We start from the raw sequence: 24076 nt of genomic DNA on the forward strand, positions 1-24076 counted from the left end.
GCAGCCGCTCAGAACCAGAAGACGCCGTCTTCCAGCGCCGTCTGCAGGCTGTCGACCGCCAGCGCCAGCTTCTTGTCGATGACATGCAGATACTGCGTCCAGTCGTCGATATGATTGACGTCGTGGCGGCCATCGGAAATGCCGCGCAGACCGATCAGCGGAATGCCGAAGCTCTGGCAGGCGCGAAGCACCGCAAAGGTCTCCATGTCGACCATCTGGGCGTCGATCGACTGGTAGGCAGCACCCGAAACGACATTCGCACCGGTCGAAAGCGAGGCCGCCGGGATGCCGGGGATCCGGAGTGGCAGTTCGACGGAAACCGGCAGGTCGAGAAACGGTGTCTTGCCCTTCTCGAAACCGAAGGCAGAGGCATCCATGTCGCGATAGGAGACGGCCGAGACCTGGTAGATCTCCGCCTGTTCGAGCGTGGCGGAACCGGCCGAGCCGAGAGAGACGACGAGATCCGGCAGATCGTCGTGGCTCGACAGCCGGGAAAGCTCCTTCGTCAGCACCACGGCGGCTTCCACTGGTCCAACGCCGGTCATCAGCGGCGAGATGCGGGTGCGCAGGAAGACGCCATATTCGGCATCGGCCGCCATGACGAAGAGCACGGTCTTGCCGGCGATCGACTTCATCTCATAGGTCATCCGGATATCCCCTCTCGTCCGCGGATGACCATCATCGTGCTGGTCATCGAGGCGATCAGCTTGGCGGGACCATCTGTCAGCGCATAACCGCGACCATCGGCGACGATGATGTTGGAGCCGGGCTTGGTGATTTCGCCGCGAAACAGGAAACGCTCGCCGCGACCCGGCGACATCAGGTTTACCTTGAATTCGATGGTGAGCAGCGAGACCTCCGGCGTGGTCACCGTATAGGCCGCATAGCTGCAGGCGGTGTCGAGGGCGGCGGAGATCACGCCGGCATGCAGGAAACCGTGCTGCTGGGTGAGCTTGCGGTCATATTCAAGCTCGATCTCGACCACGCCGGGGCTGACGCGCGATAGCGAAGCCCCAAGTGTTTCCATTGCCCCCTGGCGCGCAAAGCTCTGCCGAATGCGCGTTTCGACCATTTCCTGATCGTAGTCCACCATGCCCTGTCCCCTTTGCGGCGAAATTGGCACGGTCGTTCCAGGCAGGCAAGCCGGCGAAACGGAAATTCAGTTCAGCCAGGCGAGGCTGAGATTGAGAACACCGGCAAAGCTGACCCAGGCGAGATAGGGTATGAAGAGCAGCGCAGAGATCCGGTCGATGGGTCTCGCCTTGATCATGAAGGCGATGATCGTCACCAGCATGCCGAAGATGACCGCGAGAGCCAGTTCCGGGTTCTGCAGACCGAAGAAGGCGGGCGACCACATCAGGTTGAAGGCCATCTGGGCGAACCAGAGCTGCATGGCTGCCGATTTCGGCGCCCGCTGCCAGATCCGGGCGCCCGCCACGCCGATCAGCACGTAGAGCGTCGTCCAGACCGGGCCGAACAGCCAGGAGGGCGGGTTGAAGAACGGCTTCTGCAGCGACTGGTACCAGTCGCCGGGCATATTGGTGAGGCCTGCGATGAGGCCTGCGCCGACGACAAAACCGATGAAGAGGATGTAGCTCAGGATCTTGGACATGGAGGTCATCTAGTGCTCCAAGGCGGGTTCTGCCAGCCTTCAGAGGCGGATGACATGCTGGTCCCAGGCGACAGGGCTCTGTCGGTCGAGGAAATCGCCGCGATAAGAGGAGACGGCAAAGCTTGTGGGCGAGGGGGCAATGCCCGCTGCATCCGGCAGCACCGTTTCGGACAGGAGGCGCCCGTCCTTGCCATCCAGCACCGCCCAGAGCCCGTTTTTCGGCGAGGCGATGCCGACGAGGCCTGACGCGCGGTTGACGGCGATAGCGCCGACATAATTGCCCAGCCGGTCCGTCGTGTCGCCGGGCAGCTGGATGTAAGTGACTGCCTCGCCCTTGGCAAAATGCCCCACCAGCGGCGGTCGATCAGTGCGTGGCCCCTCATACTGGCAGGCAAACCAGATGCGACCATCGGCGGCCACGTCGAGATGCCGCGTGGAGAGCTGCTTGAGCTCTGGCGGAAGCGTGTGCTTCTCGATCAGCGCCCCGGTCTTGGCATCGGCGAGAACCAGCGAGGGCTCCATATGGTCGAGATTGAGCTTGGTGCGACCGAAATCGGGATGCGTCTCGATCCCGCCATTGGCAATGACCAGGAGACCATCGGCCGTGGCGGTGATGTCATGCGTGCCGATGCCATGGGCCGGAACCTCGCCCACGCGCTCGAAGCCGGAGATGCAGTCATAGATCCCGATCACGCCGGCATTGGCGTCAAAGTCGTTTTCGCTGGCGTAGAAGAGCCGACCATCGGGCGAGAAGGCGCCATGGCCAAAGTAATGCCGACCCTCGGTCGCCGCGATGATGCGTGGCTCGACTGACTTTTTGGCGTCGAAGATAACGGCGAAGGTCCCGGGACGCCGGGCAAAGGCGACGGAAAGGCCGTTTTCGGCGCTGTTGCAGAGCCCGTGAATGCGGCCTGGCAGCGCGATTTCGTCGATCAGGCTGCCCTGTTCGCTGACAAGGCCGATGGCAAAGGAGCCATCCGCGCGCTTCAGCCCACTGGCATAGACGGCATCCGTGCGTTCGAGCGCAAATGCTGCGCGTGGTGCCAGGCCCGCAACGAAGGCAAGACCCGCAGAACGCAGGAAGGCGCGACGATCCATGAGCGGCGTTGATATCATCTCAGTCGCCGTCGGAGAAGGAGAAGCCGGCGGCAAGCCCGATGCCGCCACCGAGATCGTTATTGAGCCGGAGGATCAGGTCGCGGCTGTTGAGCAGCAGGAAGTCGAGCTTTGCGATCTCGGCCGGATCCTCGAAGACGGCGGCGACATCTGGCTTAATGTCGGCTGAGACGCGCGAGAGGGACCGTGCAACGAAATCCGTCGAGGAGACGACCGAGCGATTGCCTTCCGCGAGCAGCTGCACCATGCCCGACGTGTCGAGCAGGTCGCGCAGGCCTTCGATATTGGCGGTGATCGAACGGAATGTATTGCCGGAGCGCCAGTAGATCGCCTGACGCGGCAAGGCTTTCTTGGGGTCACCCTTGTAGAATTGCTCGATACGCTGGTCGCGGATCGTTTCGGCGGCATGCACGAGCAGCCCGAGCAGCTCCTTGGCGGCTTCTGCCTCGTCACGGTAAATCGGGTTATTGGGGCCAGGCGTCTTCCAGGCCGCTGCCACACCATCGGGAGCATCCCAGGCCGCGGAGAGGTCCAGGCCGAGCCGCTGCAGGTTCGCCGCGATCGCCGTGCCGTATTGGCAGCGATAACTGCCTTCGGTGGTCGTCAGCGTTTCGGAGCCGGTTCCGAACAGCACGAATTCGAGCGCGCCAAGCCCCTGCATGGCAACGCTCTTGCCCTTCAGCGTCTCGACCGACGTGACGCTCGGATCGGGCTTCGCGAGTGCGGCCTGGACCTGCTTCAGTCCGGTGCCCTTGCGATCGGGGAAAAACAGGATGCGTTCGAAGCGGTTGTCGTCGAGTACGGGGCCGACCCGGACGATCTCGATGCGCGACCAGGCTTCGATCACGTCGCCGAATGCCCTGTGTGCGCCGTCGAGCGTCTCGGGTGACGGAGCGCTGCAAAGCGTCTGCATCGCGCCCTGCAGGACAGTGGCCTGATCGGTGAAACGGCGATAACCCGGGCGGATGAAACCGTCGACGGCGCGCGTCATGACGCCCGGGACCTTGGCTGCGTCGAGCACGCCGACGGTCGAGCTCGATTCCTGCGCCAGTACGGGCAGCGGCATCAGAGCGGCAGTGAGGAGGGCAAGGCGCGCGAAAAACCGCATCAGAGAGACTCCAGAAACGTGATCAGGGCCTTGCGGTCCTCGGGGGTGGCAGCGGCGAATGCATTGCGGGCGGGTTCCGCCTCTCCGCCATGCCAGAGAATGGCCTCGGTCAGGTTTCGCGCCCGACCGTCATGCAGGAAGAAGCTGTGGCCGCTGACCTGTTGCGTGAGACCGATACCCCAGAGCGGCGGCGTGCGCCACTCCCGCCCGGTGGCATCGCCCACGGGCTGACCGTCGGCCAGACCTTCGCCCATGTCATGCAGCAGGAAGTCGGAATAGGGCCAGATCAGCTGGAAGGCCTGTGCCTTGTTCTCTGCCCTGCGGCTCGTGACGAATTTCGGCCGATGGCAGGCAATGCAGCCGCTCGCGTAGAAAATTTCCTTGCCGCGCAGCACCTGAGCATCGTCTACGTCACGCCGCTTCGGAACGGCGAGGTTCTTCGCATAGAAGGTGACGAGATCGAGCACTGGATCAGGGCCTTCGGTGTCGCCCAGCCGCGGCTGGACTCCGGTGGCCGCTTCGAGGCAGGCGGTCTGCTTCTCCGTGCAATCGCCGAAATGTCTGGGATCATCCGGCGTCGAAATGCCGATATCGCCGGCAAAGGCGCTGGAACTCTGGTCGCGCACCGAGGCGTTCTGCGCCTTCCAGCCGAAGCGACCGAGCTTGATTTCGCCGATCCGGTGATCACGGGCGCGAGCGGCACGTCCGGAAATGCCGTCACCATCGAGGTCATCGGGATCGGCGAGTGCCCGAATATCCTCTTCCGGGATCGCTTCGATAAGGCCGAGCCCGATCATCGGATTGGCGATGCGCGGGGAAAGGGTCGTCGTCGGATCAAGCGGACCGTAATTGAGATCGCTGACGGAATAGCTGGGGCGGCGCAGCATGACCGTCTCGCCGCCAGCCAGTCTCACCGCCTCTTCGGTGTAGGTGATGGCCATGCGGCCTTCCGCGGAGATGCCGGGCACCGCCTGGTCCTGCAACTGGCCACCATAGACGGGATCGGGCAGCGAAGCGATGTCGAGCTGCTCAAGCTTGGCCTTCTCCTCTGGCGTGGCGGCAGGGCGCGCGAGGCGAAAGAACATCGAGGTATGGTCGCGGTCGCCCTCCGGCGGGTGGCCACGCCCGTCCTTCAGGTGACAACTCTGGCAGGCCCGCGCGTTGAAAAGAGGGCCGAGGCCGTCCGAGGCCTGGGTCGAGGAGGGGGAGGAGACCCAGAGCTTGCGGAACAGAGCGTTGCCGAGCTTGAACTCTTCTTCTTCGGCGAAGGTGATGTTGGCGGAAAAGTCGGAAAAGGAGTCGGCGCTCACGCCGCGCGGGGAGGTGCCGGCCCCGCCCTGCATCAGTTCAAAACTCTCGGCCTTGCTGAAGTCTTCCGTCGGACGCGTGACGGCGATGACGCGGGAGATGTCCTTCGGCGTCAGATCGGTTCGTCCGACAGCCTCTCCGGCGGCAACGGGCGAGATGGTCAGGCCCGTTGTCAAAAACATGCCGAGGCCGGCGAGGGTGGCCTTGCGAGTTCTCATGATGGGGATCGGGCCGCTTCCCTGGAAGGGGCGGCCCGCCTTTGCTGCTTACTGGAAGACGGCCTCAGGACTATCAAGGCTGTCGGAGCCTTCAAGCTCGATCGTGCCAAGATCCAGCGACGCAATGACGCGCTGGATTGACTGGGTCTGATCAACAAGGCCGTCGATGGCAGCCTGCACTGTGGCATTGCCGTCGGCATTGCCTTCGCCAATCATCTGGTCATAGGCTTCCTTGGTCTCTGCACGCTCGGCCATCGTGTTCATGGCAGCCAGCGTCTTCTCAAGCTTGCCCTTCATTTCCGCATCGAGCGCCTGGTCCTTGGCGGCGACGAGTTCCGACAGCGACGGACCGGTCATCTTGGTGCCGTCGACGCGGGTGTATTCGCCGGTATAGGCAGAGGCGATGCCGATCGCGTCGTTGAGGTGCGAGGCATGGGTGTTGTCGGAGAAGCAATCATGCTCCTCTTCGGGATCATGCAGCAGCACGCCGAGCTTCATGCGCTCGCCGGCGAGCTCGCCGTAGGACAGCGAGCCCATGCCGGTGAGGATTGCGGAAATGCCCTTCTGCTCGTCGGCGAGAACGGCCTTCGTGGCTTCGCCTTCAGGTGCCCAGGCGACGACCATCTCTTCCAGATCCTGCAGCAGCAGCGTGGACGCGGCCTTGAGATACGCGGCGCGGCGGTCGCAATTGCCATTGGTGCAATTGGCCGTGTCATAATCGGTGTAGGAACGGTTGCCAGCGCCCGGACCGGTGCCGTTCAGATCCTGGCCCCAGAGCAGGAATTCGATGGCGTGATAACCGGTTGCGACATTGGCTTCGACTTCGCCGGCTTCATGCAGCGTCTCGGCGAGAAACTCCGGCGTGATCTTCGAAGCATCGACCTCTTCGCCGTTGATCTTGATCTTAGGGCTGGCGATGACGTTGGCCACGTAAAGCGCATTGCCGTCACTTTCGGTGCCGTAGCCCGCGTCGACATAGTCGATCAGGCCTTCATCAAGCGGCCAGGCATTCACCTTACCTTCCCAGTCGTCGACGATCGGGTTGCCGAAGCGGTAGACCTCGGTCTGCTGATAGGGGACGCGTGCGGCAATCCAGGCTTCCCGGGCGGCCTTCAGCGTCTCATCGCTGGGCTTTGCGATCAGCGCATCAATAGCGGCATCGAGGGCCTTGGCAGTGGACAACGAGTCTTCGAACTTCGCATGGGCAAGTTCTGCATAGTGCGTCAGCACATCCTTGGGCGCGGGTGCCGCGACCGCAGGGCCGGCAAAAATCGCAGCCGATGTGACGAGCAGCGCGACAGACGCGCCGATGACAGATTTCCGGATCATGGTGTCTCCCTTCGGCGCCAATGGGCACCTCGATGTGAACGGACGGCCATGTCTTCGCGCAAAAAGAAACTGGTGTCAAATAGTCGAGTATGCGAATTGATCGCTTGAATTGACGATGATCAAGTCAGGTCGGACGACGGCGCATGCGACAGAAGAAGAAGCCGTCGGTGTCCATGCTGGCGGGGCTGAGCGTCACCGTCTTGCCATCTGACGAGCGTGGCTTGGGCGCCGAGGGGCCGAAAAGATGCGTCCATTCTTCGACAACGGGGACGATCTCGAAGGTCGGATTGGCCTCGCAAAAGGCCTGGACCTGCCGGTCATTTTCTTCAGGCAGTACCGAACATGTGACATAGAGCAGGGAGCCATTCGGCTTGACGAAGGTCGAAGCCTCGGTGAGCGCTTCCTGTTGCTGGGCAATACGCTCCTGCAGGTTACGGTCGGTGAGCCGCCACTTGGTGTCAGGACGACGGCGCCAGGTGCCAGTGCCGGTGCAGGGCGCGTCGACCAGTACCTGGTCGCAGCGTTCTTTCAGGCTCGCCAGCCCCTTGGTGCTGTCGTGGACCTGGACGTTGTGGGTGCCGGCGCGCTTCAGCCGCTCGATGATCGGCGCCAGTCGCTTGCGGTCGGCGTCATAGGCGTGCACCTGGCCCTTGTTGTTCATGGCAGCCGCCATGGCGAGCGTCTTGCCGCCACCGCCGGCGCAGAAATCGAGAACCTGATCGCCTTCGCGCGGCGTCACGAGATCGGCGACGATCTGCGAGCCCTCGTCCTGAACCTCGAACCAGCCCTTCTGGAAGCTGAGTTCTGCCGTAACGTTTGGGAGGCGTGACGGGCCTTCGCCGGCCGGCACGCGCATGCCAAAACGGGCGATCGGCGACGCCTTGGCGCCGGAGCGATCGAGTGCCTTCAGCACCTTGTCTCGGTTGGCTTTCAGCGTGTTGACGCGCAGATCGAGCGTCGGCCGGGTGGCCAGTGCCTTGGCTTCGGCCAGCCATTCGTCGCCGAAGGCTTCTTCGAACGAAGGCTGCACCCAATCGGGAATGTCACCCTGGACATGCAGCGGGGCGTCGGAAAGGTCGCGGGAGGTAAAGGCCTGCACCTGGGTTTCAGAGAGCGCCGCCGGCGCAAAATTGTCGCCTTCGAGTTCCGCCTGGAGCGCCTCAAGGCTCATGCCCCATTGCCGCAGGAGAACGGCCCAGCCGAGAGCGTGGGCGCTGTCGTCATCCATCAGCCAAGCATGAGAAAGCTTCATGCGCAGCGCATCATAGACGATGTTGCCGATGGCAGCACGATCGCCGGAACCGGCGAAACGGTGCGAAAGGCCCCAATCCTTGAGGGCATCGGCAACGGGTCGGCGACGGGTCTCGATATCGCTCAAAACTTCGATCGCACCGGCAAGACGGCCGCCCAAGCGCATGGTCATTCTCCTCTGAAAGAAGAGAGCGTGGTAACGGCGATCAAGGGCAAGAGCAAGCGCCTAAAACCCGACGAACCAATCGCCGCTCCCGGAATTGCAGCCAATCAGCCGATGATCTCGTAGCAGACCTTGGCATGGCCCGAGCGGATCATGCCGATGTTCTGGGCCGCGGCCTTGGAGAGGTCGAGCACGCGACCGCGGATGAAGGGACCGCGATCGTTGATGCGGACGACAACGCTCTTGCCGCTTCGCGCATTGGTGACTTTCAGCTTGGTGCCGAAGGGCAGGGTCTTGTGGGCCGCCGTCAGTCTCGTCGGGTTCATGCGTTCTCCGGAAGCCGTCTTCGATGTCAGCGCATACCAGGATGCGCCACCGCATGACGACTTTGCGTTTGCACTCGAAGGTGCGAAAGCAAAGAGTGCAGCAATAGTTGCAGCGGCGAAAGCAGAGCGGCGGTTGATGATCAAGATCTACGTCCCTAGTCGTTGACACGAGTGGTTTTTTGCGTGCCGACGGCTAGGCAGGGTCAAAAATGGCAAAAACGTGCCCGCAGATAATCACGAAACATTACACCCTGTAACATTCGTGATGATCGGAAGACGGGTCTTTACCTTAATGAAATGTGAATTTTACAGAAAAATCGTTTGATTTCATGATTCTTCATGGAATTAAAAACTCACGATTCCACCGTTTGCGGCATTCACGGAATCGGTGAAGAAAAATTTTGCTCACAGGTCATATTTGCTGCCCAAATTGTGGTGCGGACGGGGCCAGACGCTCGTCTGCATCGGCATTCTGGCGCTTAAAGCGCAAAGTTTGACCCCGTAAAACGCCCCTTCAGGCCCGTTGGTTCCATGTGCCTGAGGCAAGTAGATCGGCCAGCGACATCATGTAATTCGGGTACTGGAAGTTGAATCCGAGCGACTTGATCTTGGCGTTCGAAACCCGCTTGTTTTCGCCGTAGAAGGAACGCGCCATGGGGGTCAGCTCCGCCGTCTCGAAAGGCTGCTCGGGTGGCGCATCCATCTCCATCAGGCGGGCGGCTTCGGTTACCACGTCCTGCGGCGGGGAGGGCATGTCGTCCGTGACGTTGAAGATCCCGCCTGTGTTCGGGCCGGCCAGGAACGCTGTGGCGGATGCGATGTCCTCGACCCGGATGCGGTTGAACACCTGGTCTTTCTTCACGAGGCGGCGCGCCGTGCCGTTGGCAAGGTTCATGAAGGTGTTGCGGCCAGGACCATAGATGCCGGAGAGCCGCAGGATCGCGAGAGGCAGGTTGTCCCGTGCCGCGACCACCTGCCACGCCTGCTCGGCCTCCACGCGCTCCACTGAGCGCACAGAGACCGGCTTCAGCTCCGTCTCCTCGTTCACCCAGGCACCGTGATGATCACCATAAACGCCGACGGTCGAAAGATAGGTGATCCATTCGAGCTTTGGCATCAAGGCCTTGATGCCCGTCTGGCCGCAGAGCCGGATCAGCGGGTCGCCCTCGCTGCCAGGCGCGATCGACTGGACGAGATGCGTGGTCTCGGCGAGTTCGGCAAGAAGGGGCTCCGACAGGCTCGTGCCGTCGAAGATGAAGGGCCGGATTCCCATGTCCTCAAGCGCCTTGCCCTTCTCTGCACTCCGTGTGGTCCCGGCGACCGAGGCGCCCTCGCTGCCGAGAAGCTTGCCGATTGCCTTACCCGAATAGCCGGCTCCAAAAATCATCAAGCGCATGCGTCAGCTCTCCGTCATCCATTCCTGTCGGACATGCTCGTCCGTTTCCGTCATCAAATGCGCGCTCTGCAGAGCCGCGAAGCGATCCGCCGGCAGAAGCCTGGACAGCGCCCAGGCGGCCATGCCACGCACATCAGCCGAGCCGTCCGTCAGCAGCCTCTCACAGGCCGGCGCCAGATCGCGAGAGCCGGAATTTCCGGCCGCAATCAGCACATTGCGCACAAAGCGGTCCCGCCCGATCCGCTTGACCGGCGAGCCGCTGAAATAGGTGCGGAAGGTCGGATCGTCCAGCGTCAGGAAGAAGGCGATGTCGGGGGCCTTCAGGTCCTCGCGCGCGACAAGCTTCATCTCGCGGGCGGTGGCCGCGAACTTGTTCCAGGGACAGGCGGCGAGACAGTCGTCGCAGCCATAGATGCGGTTGCCGAAAGCGGGACGCAGCGCCCGGTCGATCAGACCCTTGTGCTCGATCGTCAGATAGGAAATGCAGCGCCGCGCATCGATCTGGTAGGGCGCAGGAAAGGCGTCCGTCGGGCAGGCGTCGAGACAGGCCCGGCACGACCCGCAATGGTCGCGCTCGGCTTCATCGACTTCGAGCTCAGCCGTGGTGAAGAGGCTGCCGAGGAAGAGCCAGGAGCCAAAGTCGCGGCTGACGAGATTGGTGTGTTTGCCTTGCCAGCCGAGGCCGGCTGACGCCGCAAGCGGCTTTTCCATGACGGGCGCGGTATCGACGAAGACCTTGACGTCTTCGCCCGCACGCGCCGCAAACCGCGTCGCCACTTCCTTGAGGCGTCCCTTGATCACGTCGTGATAGTCGCGATTGCGGGCATAGACGGAGATTGCCGCCTTGTCGGTCTGCGACTGCAGAAGCCGGGGATCCTCGTCCGGACCGTAGTTCATCCCGAACATGACGATGGAGCGCACATCCGACCATAGCACCCGTGGATCGGCACGACGCTCCTTCGTCTCTTCCATCCACGCCATGGTGCCGTGCCGTCCTGCCTCGAGAAAGGTCTCGAGCCTTGCCGGCGCTTCGGGAATGGCGTTCGGCAGCGTGATGCGACAGAGATCGAAGCCTTGGGCATGGGCCTCCTGACGCAGGAAACGCGTGAGGTCTGCCTGCCGCTTCCGGATCTTGGGATCGATCTGCGGCTCGTCCATGAAGATAACCGTCAGAAGTCGAGATCGGCGTAGTGCGACACCGGCGTGATGCCGCGCACGCGCTCTGTCAGCAACGGGCGGAAGGACGGCCGCGACTTGATGCGCTGATACCATTCCTTGGCGACCGGGAATTCGTTCCAGTCGATCTCGCCGAGATAATCAAGCACGGAAACAGCCGCTGCCGCCGAGAGATCGGCGTAACTGATGCGGTCTCCTGCGAGCCACTGGCGCGAACCGGAAAGCCAGGTCAGGTATTTCATGTGATGGCGAATGTTCGAGCGCGCCGTACGCAGAACCTTGGAATCGGGAGCGCCGCCACCGAGGCCATTAGGAATGATCAGCTTGTGCACCCGCTCGCGCACCAGTGGCTTGGTGACATCCTGCTCCATCTTCTGCAGGAACCATTCCGTCAGCCGGCGGATCTCGGCCCGCTGGAACGGGTCTTCCGCAAAGAGGCGCCGGTCGCGCTTCAACACGCCATGCGTCTCGTCGATGAACTCGGAAATGATGGTCGGGCCGCACAGTGCCCGCATGTTGTCGTCGACATAGACGGGCAGCGTGCCGGCGGGATTGAAGGCGAGGAATTCCTTGCGCTTCTCCCAGGTCTGTTCCTCCACCAGATCCGTCTGGAAGCCGTATTCGGACAGGACCAGGCGTATGAAACGGGACGCGGTGGACATCGTGTGATGATACAGGGTCGGCATCGGAACTCGGATTCTCGGATTTTTCAGTGGCCGCAGCGCAGGCTGTCGAAGCGGCTGGTCATCAGCGCGGCTTCCAAGCTATAGGGTTTCGGCCCCGGCAATACAAGCAAATCACTTTGCCTTCCCCTTGAAGGAGACCTCATGGAAGACCAATCCATTATCAGCGCGCTCGTCCTTGGCCTGATCGAAGGCCTGACCGAGTTCGTGCCGGTATCCTCCACTGCCCATGTCCTGTTGGCCGGCCATTTCCTCGGCTTCGAATCGCCGGGCAACACATTTGCGGTGTTGATCCAGCTTGGCGCAATCCTGGCCATCCTCAGCGTCTACTTCGCCAAGCTGCTCAAGATTGCCCTGTCGCTGCCGACCAGCGCCGAGAGCCGTCGCTTCGTTGGTGCGGTTCTCCTCGGCTTCCTGCCTGCTGCCGTGATCGGCTTCCTCGCGCATGACTTTATCAAGACGGTTCTTTTCGAGACGCCGATGCTGATCTGTGTCGTGCTGATCCTCGGCGGCTTCGTCCTGCTCTGGATCGATCGCCTGCCGCTGAAGCCCCGGTATCACGACGTCACCGAATATCCGCTGTCGCTTGCGCTCAAGATCGGCTTTTGCCAGTGCGTCGCGATGATCCCGGGCACATCTCGTTCCGGTGCGACGATCGTCGGCGCGCTGCTGCTCGGTGCTGACAAGCGCTCGGCAGCCGAGTTTTCGTTCTTCCTCGCCATGCCGACCATGCTCGGCGCCTTCACGCTCGATCTCTACAAGAACCGCAACGCGCTGACCGTCGACGACACCTTGATAATCGCGATCGGCTTCGTGGCAGCCTTCATCTCGGCTCTCTTCGTCGTCAGGGGGCTTTTGAATTTTGTTTCAAAACGAGGCTATGCGCCCTTTGCCTGGTGGCGGATCGCCGTCGGCACAGCAGGGATCATCGGTCTGCTGATGTTCGGCTGATGCCGGCAGAGCGGAGACAAGAAAAAAGGCTGTCCCGAGGGGCAGCCTTTTTGATTTTGGGAGATCAGTTGGTCGACGGTATCGAGGCCGTCGAGCAGGGGTCGATGCCGTAGGCAGGCGAGCAGTTGTCCTTGCGGGCCGCCACCGTGGTCGGGGCGACGAAGGAGCCGGCGATGATGACCAGTGCCGCACATGCGAAGAACAGTGCGATAGGCTTGCCCATGGAAATGCCTCTTGAGACTGACTGAAAATGAGGGCCGGCAATCGTTGCCGTCCGGCCGTTGGGGGCCAGTCTTTACGCATTGCCACGACCGCCATCAATAGGCGAACTTGCTTTATCCTGAGTTAACGCAGGTCTTCATGCGGCTGCGTCTTTTGTGCAACGGCGGTTAAGGTTGCAGCTCTGCAAAATGCGACTTCAGGCGGCCTCAGGCCGCCTTGCCGGTCCCTGTGTACTGGCCGTGCACGCGGTACTGCACGAGATAGGTCGGCAGGATTGCGGCCATGGTCACCGGCTCGATGCCAAGGCCTTCCAGCGTGCGCCCCTCGGCCTTGGCAGCGGCCGACACGACATTGTCCTTCTTCAGAAGTTTGACCTGGTCGCTGGTGAGCGGCGGCGGGATCAGCGGCACTGCAGAGGCGATGCTGCCGATCAGCGAAGCGATGCCGAAGGGCAGGGTCACCAGCGCACGCTTGCGGCCGACGATTTCCAGCATCATCTCGAGACACTGCTTGAAGGTCGCGACATCACGGCCCCCGAGTTCGTAGATCTTGCCACGGGCGATCGAGCCGTCGACGGAGCGCGCCACGACCTCGGCGACGTCACCGACATAAACAGGCTGGAACTTGGTCTTTCCACCGCCGACGAGCGGCAGCGCCGGCGCCAGGCGAGCCATGGCGGCAAACTTGTTGAAGAAGCCGTCTTCCGGGCCGAAGACGATCGACGGACGCAGGATCGTGGCGTCGGGCAGGATCGACTGGACCGCGGCTTCGGCACGACCCTTGGTCGCGGCATAGACGGAGTCGGACTTGGCATCGGCACCGATCGCCGAAACGTGGGTCAGCGTCGCGCCGACCGAACGGGCGGCTTCAGCAACCGCGCGTGCACCGAATTCCTGCACGGCGTCGAAGCCGTTGCGACCGCTTTCGAACAGGATGCCGACGCAGTTGATGACATGGTCGGCGCCCTGGACAGCGGCATCGACCGATGAGCGGTAACGCAGGTTGGCCTGGACGAAGGAGATCTGGCCGACATTGCCGAGCGGCTGCAGGAAGCCTGCGAGATCAGGGCGGCGAACGGCAACACGGATACGGTAGCCGCGCTTGGCGAGTGCCCTGACGACATGCCGTCCGACGAAGCCCGAGCCCCCGAAAACGGTGACGAGCGGCGGAAGGTTGGACAAGGTCATGGACGGCTCCCCTGAACTATATATAGGCGCACACGATATGCGCGATCTGGCTGGCCTCTCTTAACCGAATCGCCCGGCGGGGGAAAGGCCCGTCAAGGCCGCATCCGCCGGACATTGAGACACAGGGGCAGGGCGGGCTCAGATGCCCTCGACAACCACGATTTCCCCGTCCGCCACTTCCTGGCGGATCTTGGCGGCGATCTGGTACTCCGGCGAGTTGTAGCAATCGACGGCGGCCTGATAGGTGGGGAACTCGATCACCACGTTGCGCGCCCGCCCATCGCCCTCAACCAGGGTATAGGCACCACCTCTTGCGAGGAATTTGGCGCCATATGTCTCGAAGGCCGGCTTCGCGGCGGCGACATAATCCTTGTAGCGCTCCGCATCGCGGATATCGACGCGTGCGATCCAGTATCCCTTGGCCATGGTCTCTCCTCCCATATCGGCTGTGCTTAATGCTGCTTGAGCAGCGCCTCGTCCATCTCGGCGAGGATCGCAAGCGCTGCCGCCTTCGGATCCTCTGCCTTGACAATCGGTCGAGCGACGACGAGGTGGCTCGATCCAGCTGCAATCGCGTCAGACGGCGTCATGACGCGCTTCTGGTCGCCCTTGTCGGCGCCTGCCGGGCGAATGCCGGGGGTGACGATCGCCAGTTTCGGTCCGACGATTCCACGCACGGCCGACGCCTCTTCTGCCGAGCAGACGATCCCGCCCATGCCGGCGATGCGGGCCTGTTCGGCGCGTTTCAGCACGAGCGTATGCGGATCGTATTCGTAGCCGGCATCCGTCAGGTCCTGTTCGTCCATGGAGGTCAGCACCGTCACGCCGAGCAGGCAAAGACCGGATCCCTCGGCCGCCTTGACGGCTGCCGCCATGGCCTTCGGATAGGCATGCAGGGTCAGCATGGTCATGCCCATGCGCGCGATGTTCTCGACCGCAGACGCCACCGTGTTGTCGATGTCCAGCAGCTTCATGTCGAGGAAGACCTGCTTGCCTTCTTTCGCGAGATCGCGGGCAAATTCCAATCCACCGGCAAAGGCGAGCTGATAGCCGATCTTGTAGAAGGAGATGCTGTCGCCGAGTGTCGAGACGACGCGCTCCGCTTCCTGGACAGTCGGAACATCCAGTCCGACGATGAGACGATGACGTGCGCTCAAGACAAAGACTCCTGCCAGATCTCCATGCCCCGTCCACTCGCATGCCGCGCGTCAAATCGCAAGCATGACAAGGGCAGGGGGATCGACGATCCCCCGTTCTCCGCAAAACTGGCCGATCAGGCCTTGCGGTAGATCCAGAGCTGGGCGGGCGGGATATTGCGCACGACGAAGTCGAAATGCTGAATGTGATAGCGATCGGGCTTGGCGATAACAGGCGACACCGGGCCGTAGGTGATCTGCACCACGGGGCGCCCTTCGGGGATGCGGGACAGCAGGTCTTCGAGCAGTTGGATACGGGCTTCCATCGGGAAGCTCAGCATAGGCACGGCGCAGATGACGCAATCGAAGATCTGGTCCGAAAAACGACCCAGGGTGTTTTCGAGGTTGAAGGCGTCGCCGTGGATGAAGTTGACGCCGGCATAGTCCTCGACCAGGCGGCGATAGAAATCCTCGGAATACTCGACCGAAACGATCTTCTCGGGCGGCACTCCACGCGCCAGGATCTGCTTGGTGATCACGCCCGTGCCGGGGCCGAGCTCGAGGACCGGAAGGCCCGACTTCACATCGATGACGCTCGCCATGCGCTTTGCCGTCACCGAAGACGTCGGCACGATCGCGCCGACTGTCTTGGGACCCTGCATCATGCCTTTGAAGAAACGGATTTCCTCGTCGAATTTTTTCTCGAACCGTTCCTTCAATCGGATAGCCATGGTCGTCCCTCTTATTGTTGCTGCTCGATTGTTCGAGCGCATTGCGACAATTTTGGGTCGTTTTGTCGCAATTGCAAGAGAGAATGACGCTGGCGAGCCATCGGCCAGCCAGAGACGGGGCGCGTTACACGCGCATCGGCATCAGGACGTACAGCGCGTCGGCGCCGGCCGTATCACGAATGAGCGTCGGAGAGCCGGCATCTGCGAGCAGGAAGATCGCGTCGTCGCCGGAAAGCTGGGCGGTAATGTCGAGGAGATATTTGGCGTTGAAGCCGATCTCCATCGCGTCGCTTTCATAGCCGACGGCGACTTCTTCCGTCGCACTTCCCGAATCCGGGTTGTTGACCGTCAGCATCAGCTGACCATCGGCCAGCGCCAGCTTCACGGCGCGGCCACGCTCGGACGAGATCGTCGAGACGCGGTCGACGGCACGCGCGAAGGTCTGGCAATCGACGCGCATTTCCTTGTCGTTCGCCTGCGGGATAACGCGCTGATAGTCCGGGAAGGTGCCGTCGATCAGCTTGGACGTCAGAACGACCGAGCCGATTGAGAGGCGGATCTTGGAATCGGAGATCTCGATGCCGATGATCAGCTCCGGATTGTCGATCAGCTTCTGGAGTTCGCCGACCGTCTTGCGCGGAATGATGATGCCGGGCATGCCTTCCGAGCCCGAGGGTGCGTCGACATCGGCCCGCGCCAGGCGATGGCCGTCGGTTGCAACGGCGCGCAGCTTCAAAGCTCCGCCCGCCTCGATCGTGTGCAGGAAGATGCCGTTCAGGTAGTAACGGGTCTCTTCCGTCGAGATCGCAAACTGGGTGCGATCGATCAACATCTTGAAATCGGATGCCTTCATCTTGAAGGAATGGGTGAAGGTGCCAGCGGTGAGATCCGGGAAGTCCGACTGCGGCAGGCACTGCAGCGAAAACTTCGAGCGGCCGGACGCCACCGTCATCGTGCCGCCATCGGGGTTCGTGGCGAGCAGAACCTCGGACCCGTCGGGCAGCTTGCGCACGATTTCATAAAGCAGATGTGCCGGGACCGTGGTGGCGCCGGCTTGCTCGACCATGGCAGGTGTGCCCTCAGTAATCTCGAGGTCGAGGTCCGTCGCCTTCATATCGAGCTCGGCGCCCTCGGCCTTCAGCAGCACGTTCGACAGGATCGGGATCGTGTTGCGACGCTCAACCACGCGGTGCACGTGATTGAGGGACTTGAGGAGATTGGACCGTTCAAGAGTTATACGCATGGGATGCTACCGCTTTCGACGTGTCGTCTTCCGGAGTTCCGGATCGGAAAATAGGGGCCGGGCAGTCCCCGGGCCGGACGATGTGGACGGGCAAAATGGCAGCAAATTTGCGGGAAAAGCAAGAGGCTCCAAGGTTTTCCACGCCAGTCCCCAGCAGAGCTTGCCGGAATGGTTTATGGGCCGGGCACCCTTGCCGCGAGCATGGGGGTGGAGGATAAAGGCGCCATGACAACAGAAGACAAAAATCAGCCCGTTGCGGCCACCTCGAAGCGCTATCGCCTGAACGACACGCCGGTCGCGGCGCGGCCGCTGGAGCCTGCGCTTTATCTGGTCGCGACCCCGATCGGCAATCTCGGCGACATCACCATCCGCGCGCTCGAAACGCTGGCCGGTGCAGACGTGCTCGCCTGCGAGGACACGCGGGTTACCCGCGTGCTGCTCGACCGCTACGGCATCGAGAACCGTCCTTACGCCTATCACGAATACAATGCAGACGAGGCAGGCGCCCGGCTGCTGGCCGCCCTCGAAGCCGGCAAGTCGGTGGCGCTTGTCTCCGATGCCGGCACGCCGCTCGTCTCCGACCCCGGTTATCGTCTCGGCCAGTTGGCGATCGAGGCGGGCCACCGCGTCGTGCCGATCCCCGGCGCCTCCGCACCGCTCGCGGCCCTTGTCGGTTCCGGCTTGCCGAACGACGCTTTCCTGTTTGCCGGTTTCCTGCCGACCAAGGACAAGGCCAAGCGCGACCGACTTCGCGAACTCGCCAAGGTGCCGGCAACCCTGATCTTCTTCGAGTCCCCGCACCGGATCGGGGATACGCTTGTCGCGGCAGCCGACGAACTGGGCATCGATCGGCCGGCCTCTGTCTGCCGCGAATTGACCAAGACTTTCGAGGAGTTCCGTAGAGGTCCGCTCGGAGACCTCGCCAGCGACTATGCCGACAAGACGGTCAAGGGCGAGATCGTGCTCGTCATCGGCCCGCCCGCCCCAGATGCAGCGCCTGACGCCGCTGATGTCGATAGCCTGCTCGCCGAACTGTCGACCACCATGCCGACGGCCAAGGCCGCGACGGAAGCCGCGCGGCTGACCGGCCTGCCGCGCAAGGAGCTTTACCAGCGGCTGCTGGAACTCAAGGGGGCCGCATGACGCCAAGAGGTGCGGATCGAAAACGCATCCGCGCCGAGAGGCTGGGCCGCTGGTCGGAATACCGGGCCGCCCTCGCGCTCCTCCTGAAGGGCTACCGGATCGTGGCGCTCCGCTACAAGACGAAAGCCGGCGAAGTGGACATCATCGCCCGTCGCGGCGATCTGGTGATTTTTGTCGAAGTGAAAGCTCGAAAAGACCTGCGCGCCGGCGTCGATGCGGTCGGCCACGAGGCCGAGCGCCGCATCGCCAATGCCGCAGATCATTGGCTTCGCAGGCAATCCGATGCAATACGCCTGTCACTTCGCCATGATATCATTGTGGTGCGGCCGTGGCGCTGGCCTGTCCATTTCGAGGACGCATTTTAGCTTCGTTTGAGTTTCGATCTCGATTTTTCGAAACCCATTCATTGTGACAGGTCTGTCACAAAAGATTCAAGTCGCTGTCATGGATCGGCCCTAATGGAGCCCTCACCGCAACAACCGGTGGAGAGGATCTAACCCATGATCAAGAAGATTTCCCTGGCCGCTCTGGCCCTGACCATGACCGCATCGACGACGCTTGCCGCGACCAACATCACCTGGTGGCACGGCATGGGCGGCCGCAACGGCGAAGTTCTGAACGAACTGGCCGTAAAGTTCAATGCAGCCCAGACCGCCTGTGTTCTGACGCCTGTGTCCAAGGGCACCTATGAAGAAGCTCTGGCTTCTGGCATTGCTGCATTCCGTTCGGGCCAGCACCCGAACATCTTGCAGGTCTTCGATGCCGGTGCTGCCACCATCATCAATGCCAAGGGTGCAACCGTCGCCGCTGAAGACATCATCCGCGAAGCCGGCCACACCTTCAACGCCGAAGACTACATCCAGGGCGTTCGCTACTTCTACGCCGATGCAGACGGCAAGTTTGTCGGCATGCCGCTCTCGTCCTCGGCGCCGATCATGTACTATAACGTCGAAGCCCTTGAAAAGGCTGGCGTCGAAGCCCCGAAGACCTGGGAAGAGTTTGAAGCCATCGCTCCGAAGCTCAAGGAAGCCGGCTACATTCCGCTCGTCCAGTCGCACCTGCCCTGGCAGATGGTCGAGAACTTCCATTCGCGCAACAACCTGCAGTTCGCGACCAACAACAACGGTTACGACAGCGTCGTCGACACCAAGATCCTGGTCAACACCGAAGAGCAGCGGATGATGTTCTCCAAGCTCAAGGAATGGCAGGATGCCGGCATGTTCGCCTTCTACGGCGCAGGCTGGAACGACAACCAGAAGCCCTTCGAAGAAGGCAAGGTTGCTCTGTGGGTCGGTTCTTCCGGTTCCTTCGGCGGCCTCCTGAAGACCGCGACCATGCCGTTTGCTGCGACCCTGATGCCCAACTGGAGCGGCATCGCGGGTTCGGGCACGAATTCCTTCATCGGCGGCGCGGCTCTGTTCGCCATGGCAGGCAAGTCGGCTGAAGAGAACAAGTGCACCGGCGACTTCTTCAACTTCATCGCCTCGCCGGAAATCCAGTACTACTACCACAAGGAAACCGGCTACGTGCCGCTGACGACTGCTGCCTATGAACTGGCCAAGAAGGACGGTCACTACGACCGCACCCCTCAGGCAGAAGTCGGCCTGCAGCAGCTGATGCTGCCGGGTGGTGAGTGGTCGAAGGGCTATCGCATGGGCTTCTACCCGCAGATCCGCGACGTCATGAACCGCGAATTCGTCAAGATCTTCTCGGGTGAAGTCACCGTAGAAGACGCCTTCAAGACGATCGAAGCCGAGGCCAACGAGATCCTCGCCCGCTTCGCCAAGACCGCTGGCTGATAGAACCGTCCTGTCCAATGTCGTTCCCGGGGACCATCGGTCCCCGGGCTTTCCATTAAGGGGCCCCTGATGAAGCGCGTCCAGTTCAATTCGCGATTTCTGCCTTACCTGTTTCTTTTGCCGCAGTTGGCGATCATCGCGATCTTCTTTTACTGGCCGTCTGTGCAGGCGATCCAGTCCTCCTTCTACATCGAAGATCCCTTCGGCTTCGGATCGACCTTTGTCGGCTTGAGCAATTATGGCGACATCTTCTCGGCGTCCCAATATGGACGCATCGCGCGCTTCACGGTCGCTTTCAGTGTCATCGTCACCTTTCTCGTCCTGTCTCTCGGCCTGCTGCTCGCCTTGAAGGCCGATGCGGTCATCAGAGGGCAGTCGACCTACAAGACCCTGTTGATCATCGTTTATGCCATTGCCCCACCTGTGGCAGGACTGATTGGCCTGATGTTCTTCGACCAGCACATCGGCCCGTTTGTTACCTTTGTCTCGTGGTTCGGCTGGGACATGAAGATTGGTATCAACTATTTCGACACGGCCTTTGCCATGGTGCTGATCGCCGTGTGGAACCAGATCCCTTACAACTTCATCTTCTTCCTCTCCGGGCTTCAGGGCATCCCGAATTCGATCCGGGAGGCGGCAACGATGGACTGCAAGTCCGGCACCCGCCGCTTCTGGACCGTGACGCTCCCGCTCTTGGCGCCGACCGCCTTCTTCCTGCTCATCATCAACATGACTTATTCGCTCTTCGACACCTTCGGCGTCGTCGACGTCATCGTCAAAGACAGTGCCGCCAACAATCCGATCACGCTGGTCTACAAGGTCTATCTCGACGGCTTCCGCGGCAACGACCTCGGTTCGTCCTCGGCCCAGTCAGTCATTCTGATGCTGATCGTGCTGGTCCTGACCATGATCCAGTTCCGCTTCATCGAACGTCGCGTCCATTACGGTTGAGGAGAGCGCCATGTACCGCACCAAATTCTTCGACCACCTGATCCTGATCGCGGGCGTGATCTTCATGCTCGGGCCGCTGGTGGTCGCCTTCACCACATCAACGCATTCCGCTGCCGAGATCCACTCGAACGGCCTGATGCTCTCCGTCGGTGATCATTTCACCGAGACCTATGAAAAGGTCCTGTTTGAGAGTGGTGGTTTCACCGGCCAGGTCACCGGCCTGACCATGGCGATGAACTCGCTGATCCTGGGGCTGGGCTTCGCCATCGGCAAGATCATACTCTCGATGCTGGCCGCCTATGCCATCGTCTATTTCCGCTTTCGCTTTGCAACGCTCGCCTTCTGGCTGATCTTCACGACGCTGCTCCTGCCGCTCGAAGTGCGTATCCTGCCGACCTACAAGGTGATGAGCGATCTCAACCTCCTGAACAGCTACCAGGGCCTGATCCTGCCGCTCCTGGCATCCGCAACGGGGACCTTCTTTTTCCGCCAGTTCTTCAAGTCCGTGCCCGACGAACTCCTGGAGGCTGCGCGCATCGACGGCGCGGGTCCGTTCAAGTTCTTCATCGACGTGCTCTTGCCGTTGTCGCGCACCATGATCGCGGCGGTCTTCATCATCATGTTTGTCTACGGCTGGAACCAGTATCTCTGGCCAATGCTGATGACGACGGAAGAGGGCTTCTACACCCTGATGCGCGGCATCAAGCAGATCCTCCAGGTGTGGATCGGCTCGCAGATCCCCGACTACAACGAAGCCTTTGCCATGGCCGTGCTTGCCATGCTGCCGCCCGTGATCGTGGTGGTGGTGTTCCAGAGCTGGTTCATCAAGGGCCTCACCGAAACCGACAAGTAAAGGGAGTGCCGATCATGGCGTCCATCGACATCAACGAAGTCTGCAAGATCTACGACAAGGGCGGTGCCAAGGCTGTCGATACCGTCGACATCCAGATCGAGGACGGCGAGTTCATCGTGCTCGTCGGCCCCTCGGGCTGCGGCAAGTCCACGCTGCTGCGCATGGTGGCAGGGCTTGAGGAAATCTCGCAAGGCACGATCTCGATCGGCGACCGCGTGGTCAACGAAGTCGAGCCGGCAGACCGTGACATCGCAATGGTCTTCCAGAACTATGCGCTCTATCCGCATATGACCGTCTACGACAATCTCGCTTACGGCCTGAAGAACCGCGGCACGCCGAAAACGGAAATCGCCGCCCGCGTCGCAGAAGCCGCCAAGATGCTGGAGATCGAGAAATATCTCGACCGCAAGCCGAGGGCGCTCTCTGGTGGCCAGCGCCAGCGCGTCGCCATGGGCCGCGCCATCGTCCGCAAGCCGGCTGTCTTCCTCTTCGACGAGCCGCTGTCGAACCTCGACGCCAAGCTGCGCGTCACCATGCGCGGCGAAATCCGCAAGCTGCAGAAGCGGCTGAAGACCACCGCGATCTACGTCACCCACGACCAGCTGGAAGCCATGACGCTCGCTGATCGCCTGGTGGTCCTGAACGGCGGTCGCATCGAGCAGATCGGCACGCCGCTTGAGGTCTACAATCGCCCGGCCTCCACCTTTGTCGCAAGCTTCATCGGCTCGCCGGCCATGAACCTCGTCGATGCCCGCATCGAAGGCGGACAGCTTCACTTCGCGGATGTCGCGCTCCCGGTGGACGGCGCCTGGTCGGAAGGCCCGGTCCGTCTTGGGATGCGCGCCGAGGATCTCGTTCTGACCCATGAGAACGATGCTCAGTTTTCGCTCGCCATCGACTATGTCGAGGAACTCGGCGCCCAGCGTCTGGTCCACGGTCTGGTCGCAGGTCAGCCGATGACTGCGGTCATCGCCTCGCATGTCGAGTTGAGCGAGCGGCTTCCGCTGCGCATTTCCCCGTCCAAGCTGCATGTGTTCTCCGTCGATACGGGGCGCCGGCTGGACGCAGGTATGCCGCCTTCGGATGCGCAGCCGGTCGCGCAGGAGGCCGAGCGGGTCTTCGCCTGAGCGCTTCACCATCGCTTCAGCAAAATTCAAGGTCGGCGGCGTTGCCTTCGCGCGGCGCGCCGCCTAAATCTGCTGGGCAATCGCAGGGGATAGCTCATGGCCAATATCACAAACGTCGCCGTCCAGATGGACCACGTATCCACGATCAACATCGCGGGCGATAGCACCTTCGCGATGAGCATCGAGGCCCAGAACCGCGGCTACAAGCTCTTCCATTACACGCCGGACCGGCTCTCGATGCGTGACGGCAAGGTCTTTGCAACCGTCGAGCCCATGGAACTGCGCGACGTCAAGGGCGACCACTACACCCTCGGCGCGCCTGAGCGTGTCGACCTCTCCACCATGGATGTCATCCTGCTGCGGCAGGATCCGCCCTTCGACATGGCCTATATCACCTCGACCCATCTGCTCGAGCGCATCCATCCGAAGACGCTCGTCGTCAACGACCCGGCCTGGGTGCGCAATTCGCCGGAAAAGATCTTCGTTACCGAATTCGCCGACCTGATGCCGCCCACCCTGATCACCAAGGATCCGGCCGAGATTGCCCGGTTCCGTGAGGAGCAGGGCGACATCATCCTGAAGCCGCTCTACGGCAATGGTGGCGCCGGCGTCTTCCACTCGACCCGCGACGATCGCAACTTCTCCTCGCTGATGGAAATGTTCGGCCAGATGTTCCGCGAACCCTTTATCGCGCAAGGCTACCTGCCGGCGGTGCGCAAGGGCGACAAGCGCATCATCCTTGTTGATGGCGAGCCCGTCGGCGCAATCAATCGCGTTCCTGCCGAACATGATGCCCGCTCCAACATGCATGCGGGCGGCAGACCGGAACCGACCGAACTGACCGCGCGCGAGCGGGAAATCTGCGCCCGCATCGGCCCCGCTCTGCGTGAGCGTGGCTTCCTGCTTGTCGGCATCGATGTCATCGGCGACTACATGACCGAGATCAACGTGACGTCACCGACTGGCATCCGCGAGGTGAAGAAATTCGGTGGCGCCGATATTGCAGCACTCCTCTGGGATGCAATCGAGCGCAAGCGGGCCTAACCG

26 protein-coding genes are annotated in these 24076 nt (G+C 61.8%); 8 read left to right on the top strand and 18 right to left on the bottom strand.

The genetic code is table 11. The features are described from left to right. Positions 1-8: 8 nt before the first annotated feature. From GH983_RS21740 to GH983_RS21795, 12 genes are all read right to left on the bottom strand, one after another. Positions 9-647 carry a 5'-methylthioadenosine/S-adenosylhomocysteine nucleosidase gene (locus GH983_RS21740; RefSeq protein WP_153763484.1) on the bottom strand — a complete coding sequence of 213 codons (639 nt, stop codon included), beginning with the start codon at positions 645-647 and terminating at the stop codon, positions 9-11. Further along, a complete protein-coding gene (locus GH983_RS21745) occupies positions 644-1093 on the bottom strand; it encodes a PaaI family thioesterase (RefSeq protein ID WP_153763485.1) in 450 nt (149 codons plus the stop codon). The genes GH983_RS21740 and GH983_RS21745 overlap by 4 nt, the downstream gene beginning before the upstream one ends. Before the next feature lie 66 nt (positions 1094-1159). After that, on the bottom strand, positions 1160-1612 hold the full coding sequence (locus GH983_RS21750; RefSeq protein WP_371418503.1) for a TspO/MBR family protein: 453 nt from the start codon (positions 1610-1612) through the stop codon (positions 1160-1162). A 39-nt stretch (positions 1613-1651) separates the two neighbouring features. Further along, positions 1652-2728: a DUF1513 domain-containing protein gene (locus tag GH983_RS21755; RefSeq protein ID WP_153763487.1), complete on the bottom strand. Its 1077-nt coding sequence runs from the start codon at positions 2726-2728 to the stop codon at positions 1652-1654. Position 2729: 1 nt separating this feature from the next. Beyond that, positions 2730-3836 carry an imelysin family protein gene (locus tag GH983_RS21760; RefSeq protein ID WP_153763488.1) on the bottom strand — a complete coding sequence of 369 codons (1107 nt, stop codon included), beginning with the start codon at positions 3834-3836 and terminating at the stop codon, positions 2730-2732. Further along, a complete protein-coding gene (locus tag GH983_RS21765; protein ID WP_153763489.1) occupies positions 3836-5362 on the bottom strand; it encodes a di-heme oxidoredictase family protein in 1527 nt (508 codons plus the stop codon). The genes GH983_RS21760 and GH983_RS21765 overlap by 1 nt, the downstream gene beginning before the upstream one ends. 48 nt (positions 5363-5410) lie before the next feature. After that, positions 5411-6691: an imelysin family protein gene (locus GH983_RS21770; protein WP_153763490.1), complete on the bottom strand. Its 1281-nt coding sequence runs from the start codon at positions 6689-6691 to the stop codon at positions 5411-5413. 124 nt (positions 6692-6815) lie between these two features. Beyond that, positions 6816-8108: an RsmB/NOP family class I SAM-dependent RNA methyltransferase gene (locus GH983_RS21775; protein ID WP_153763666.1), complete on the bottom strand. Its 1293-nt coding sequence runs from the start codon at positions 8106-8108 to the stop codon at positions 6816-6818. 104 nt (positions 8109-8212) lie between these two features. Beyond that, positions 8213-8575: a septal ring lytic transglycosylase RlpA family protein gene (locus GH983_RS21780; RefSeq protein ID WP_171901571.1), complete on the bottom strand. Its 363-nt coding sequence runs from the start codon at positions 8573-8575 to the stop codon at positions 8213-8215. Between the two features lie 370 nt (positions 8576-8945). Next, positions 8946-9827: an SDR family oxidoreductase gene (locus GH983_RS21785; RefSeq protein ID WP_153763491.1), complete on the bottom strand. Its 882-nt coding sequence runs from the start codon at positions 9825-9827 to the stop codon at positions 8946-8948. Between the two features lie 3 nt (positions 9828-9830). Beyond that, positions 9831-10985, bottom strand: coding sequence for a tRNA epoxyqueuosine(34) reductase QueG (queG, locus tag GH983_RS21790; protein WP_153763492.1), 1155 nt, complete (start codon positions 10983-10985; stop codon positions 9831-9833). An 11-nt stretch (positions 10986-10996) separates the two neighbouring features. Further along, on the bottom strand, positions 10997-11689 hold the full coding sequence (locus tag GH983_RS21795; RefSeq protein ID WP_054151235.1) for a glutathione S-transferase family protein: 693 nt from the start codon (positions 11687-11689) through the stop codon (positions 10997-10999). 141 nt (positions 11690-11830) lie between these two features. Between GH983_RS21795 and GH983_RS21800 the strand changes: the two genes are divergently transcribed. Further along, positions 11831-12637 (top strand): undecaprenyl-diphosphate phosphatase, encoded by an 807-nt coding sequence (locus tag GH983_RS21800; RefSeq protein ID WP_153763493.1) that lies wholly within the window; start codon positions 11831-11833, stop codon positions 12635-12637. Positions 12638-12701: 64 nt separating this feature from the next. Here the strand turns inward: GH983_RS21800 and GH983_RS24185 are convergent, their stop codons facing one another. The 6 genes from GH983_RS24185 to dnaN form a co-directional block, all read right to left on the bottom strand. Then, on the bottom strand, positions 12702-12860 hold the full coding sequence (locus GH983_RS24185; RefSeq protein ID WP_171901570.1) for a hypothetical protein: 159 nt from the start codon (positions 12858-12860) through the stop codon (positions 12702-12704). Between the two features lie 205 nt (positions 12861-13065). Next, positions 13066-14046, bottom strand: coding sequence for a complex I NDUFA9 subunit family protein (locus tag GH983_RS21805; RefSeq protein ID WP_153763494.1), 981 nt, complete (start codon positions 14044-14046; stop codon positions 13066-13068). A gap of 138 nt (positions 14047-14184) precedes the next feature. Then, complete coding sequence (locus GH983_RS21810; RefSeq protein ID WP_069042489.1) at positions 14185-14472, bottom strand: DUF1330 domain-containing protein; 288 nt, start codon at positions 14470-14472, stop codon at positions 14185-14187. A gap of 26 nt (positions 14473-14498) precedes the next feature. Continuing rightward, positions 14499-15203 (bottom strand): orotidine-5'-phosphate decarboxylase, encoded by a 705-nt coding sequence (pyrF, locus tag GH983_RS21815; RefSeq protein WP_153763495.1) that lies wholly within the window; start codon positions 15201-15203, stop codon positions 14499-14501. Between the two features lie 116 nt (positions 15204-15319). Beyond that, the gene (pmtA, locus tag GH983_RS21820; protein WP_054151230.1) at positions 15320-15913 is read right to left on the bottom strand and encodes a phospholipid N-methyltransferase PmtA; all 594 of its coding nucleotides are present in this window, start codon (positions 15911-15913) and stop codon (positions 15320-15322) included. A gap of 124 nt (positions 15914-16037) precedes the next feature. Next, positions 16038-17156 carry a DNA polymerase III subunit beta gene (dnaN, locus tag GH983_RS21825; protein WP_054151229.1) on the bottom strand — a complete coding sequence of 373 codons (1119 nt, stop codon included), beginning with the start codon at positions 17154-17156 and terminating at the stop codon, positions 16038-16040. Between the two features lie 225 nt (positions 17157-17381). Here dnaN and rsmI point away from each other — a divergent pair, with 225 nt between their 5' ends. The 7 genes from rsmI (at position 17382) to gshB (ending at position 24073) form a co-directional block, all read left to right on the top strand. Beyond that, positions 17382-18299, top strand: coding sequence for a 16S rRNA (cytidine(1402)-2'-O)-methyltransferase (gene rsmI / locus GH983_RS21830; protein WP_153763496.1), 918 nt, complete (start codon positions 17382-17384; stop codon positions 18297-18299). Further along, positions 18296-18664, top strand: coding sequence for a YraN family protein (locus tag GH983_RS21835; RefSeq protein WP_054151228.1), 369 nt, complete (start codon positions 18296-18298; stop codon positions 18662-18664). The genes rsmI and GH983_RS21835 overlap by 4 nt, the downstream gene beginning before the upstream one ends. 135 nt (positions 18665-18799) lie before the next feature. Then, entirely contained in the window at positions 18800-20098 is a 1299-nt protein-coding gene (locus GH983_RS21840; RefSeq protein WP_054151227.1) for an extracellular solute-binding protein, read from the top strand. Positions 20099-20167: 69 nt separating this feature from the next. After that, positions 20168-21049: an ABC transporter permease subunit gene (locus tag GH983_RS21845; protein ID WP_054151226.1), complete on the top strand. Its 882-nt coding sequence runs from the start codon at positions 20168-20170 to the stop codon at positions 21047-21049. 10 nt (positions 21050-21059) lie between these two features. Continuing rightward, a complete protein-coding gene (ugpE, locus tag GH983_RS21850) occupies positions 21060-21902 on the top strand; it encodes a sn-glycerol-3-phosphate ABC transporter permease UgpE (protein WP_054151225.1) in 843 nt (280 codons plus the stop codon). Positions 21903-21916: 14 nt separating this feature from the next. Continuing rightward, positions 21917-23029, top strand: coding sequence for a sn-glycerol-3-phosphate import ATP-binding protein UgpC (locus tag GH983_RS21855; RefSeq protein WP_153763497.1), 1113 nt, complete (start codon positions 21917-21919; stop codon positions 23027-23029). A gap of 96 nt (positions 23030-23125) precedes the next feature. Further along, the gene (gene gshB / locus GH983_RS21860) at positions 23126-24073 is read left to right on the top strand and encodes a glutathione synthase (RefSeq protein ID WP_153763498.1); all 948 of its coding nucleotides are present in this window, start codon (positions 23126-23128) and stop codon (positions 24071-24073) included. The last annotated feature ends 3 nt before the right edge of the window (positions 24074-24076 follow it).

The organism is Agrobacterium sp. MA01 (genome assembly GCF_009650195.1).
Taxonomy (GTDB): Bacteria; Pseudomonadota; Alphaproteobacteria; order Rhizobiales; family Rhizobiaceae; genus Allorhizobium.

Bases quoted from the DNA above. Each gene is read 5' to 3' on its own strand.
- gshB (WP_153763498.1), top strand. From the start codon at position 23,126: ATGGCCAATATCACAAACGTCGCCGTCCAGATGGACCACGTATCCACG.
- dnaN (WP_054151229.1), bottom strand. From the start codon at position 17,156: ATGCGTATAACTCTTGAACGGTCCAATCTCCTCAAGTCCCTCAATCAC.
- GH983_RS21795 (WP_054151235.1), bottom strand. From the start codon at position 11,689: ATGCCGACCCTGTATCATCACACGATGTCCACCGCGTCCCGTTTCATA.
- GH983_RS21760 (WP_153763488.1), bottom strand. From the start codon at position 3,836: ATGCGGTTTTTCGCGCGCCTTGCCCTCCTCACTGCCGCTCTGATGCCG.
- ugpE (WP_054151225.1), top strand. From the start codon at position 21,060: ATGTACCGCACCAAATTCTTCGACCACCTGATCCTGATCGCGGGCGTG.
- GH983_RS21745 (WP_153763485.1), bottom strand. From the start codon at position 1,093: ATGGTGGACTACGATCAGGAAATGGTCGAAACGCGCATTCGGCAGAGC.
- GH983_RS24185 (WP_171901570.1), bottom strand. From the start codon at position 12,860: ATGGGCAAGCCTATCGCACTGTTCTTCGCATGTGCGGCACTGGTCATC.
- GH983_RS21740 (WP_153763484.1), bottom strand. From the start codon at position 647: ATGACCTATGAGATGAAGTCGATCGCCGGCAAGACCGTGCTCTTCGTC.
- GH983_RS21835 (WP_054151228.1), top strand. From the start codon at position 18,296: ATGACGCCAAGAGGTGCGGATCGAAAACGCATCCGCGCCGAGAGGCTG.
- GH983_RS21810 (WP_069042489.1), bottom strand. From the start codon at position 14,472: ATGGCCAAGGGATACTGGATCGCACGCGTCGATATCCGCGATGCGGAG.
- GH983_RS21765 (WP_153763489.1), bottom strand. From the start codon at position 5,362: ATGAGAACTCGCAAGGCCACCCTCGCCGGCCTCGGCATGTTTTTGACA.
- rsmI (WP_153763496.1), top strand. From the start codon at position 17,382: ATGACAACAGAAGACAAAAATCAGCCCGTTGCGGCCACCTCGAAGCGC.
- GH983_RS21775 (WP_153763666.1), bottom strand. From the start codon at position 8,108: ATGCGCTTGGGCGGCCGTCTTGCCGGTGCGATCGAAGTTTTGAGCGAT.
- pmtA (WP_054151230.1), bottom strand. From the start codon at position 15,913: ATGGCTATCCGATTGAAGGAACGGTTCGAGAAAAAATTCGACGAGGAA.
- GH983_RS21755 (WP_153763487.1), bottom strand. From the start codon at position 2,728: ATGATATCAACGCCGCTCATGGATCGTCGCGCCTTCCTGCGTTCTGCG.
- GH983_RS21785 (WP_153763491.1), bottom strand. From the start codon at position 9,827: ATGCGCTTGATGATTTTTGGAGCCGGCTATTCGGGTAAGGCAATCGGC.
- GH983_RS21805 (WP_153763494.1), bottom strand. From the start codon at position 14,046: ATGACCTTGTCCAACCTTCCGCCGCTCGTCACCGTTTTCGGGGGCTCG.
- GH983_RS21750 (WP_371418503.1), bottom strand. From the start codon at position 1,612: ATGTCCAAGATCCTGAGCTACATCCTCTTCATCGGTTTTGTCGTCGGC.
- GH983_RS21840 (WP_054151227.1), top strand. From the start codon at position 18,800: ATGATCAAGAAGATTTCCCTGGCCGCTCTGGCCCTGACCATGACCGCA.
- queG (WP_153763492.1), bottom strand. From the start codon at position 10,985: ATGGACGAGCCGCAGATCGATCCCAAGATCCGGAAGCGGCAGGCAGAC.
- GH983_RS21800 (WP_153763493.1), top strand. From the start codon at position 11,831: ATGGAAGACCAATCCATTATCAGCGCGCTCGTCCTTGGCCTGATCGAA.
- GH983_RS21845 (WP_054151226.1), top strand. From the start codon at position 20,168: ATGAAGCGCGTCCAGTTCAATTCGCGATTTCTGCCTTACCTGTTTCTT.
- GH983_RS21770 (WP_153763490.1), bottom strand. From the start codon at position 6,691: ATGATCCGGAAATCTGTCATCGGCGCGTCTGTCGCGCTGCTCGTCACA.
- GH983_RS21855 (WP_153763497.1), top strand. From the start codon at position 21,917: ATGGCGTCCATCGACATCAACGAAGTCTGCAAGATCTACGACAAGGGC.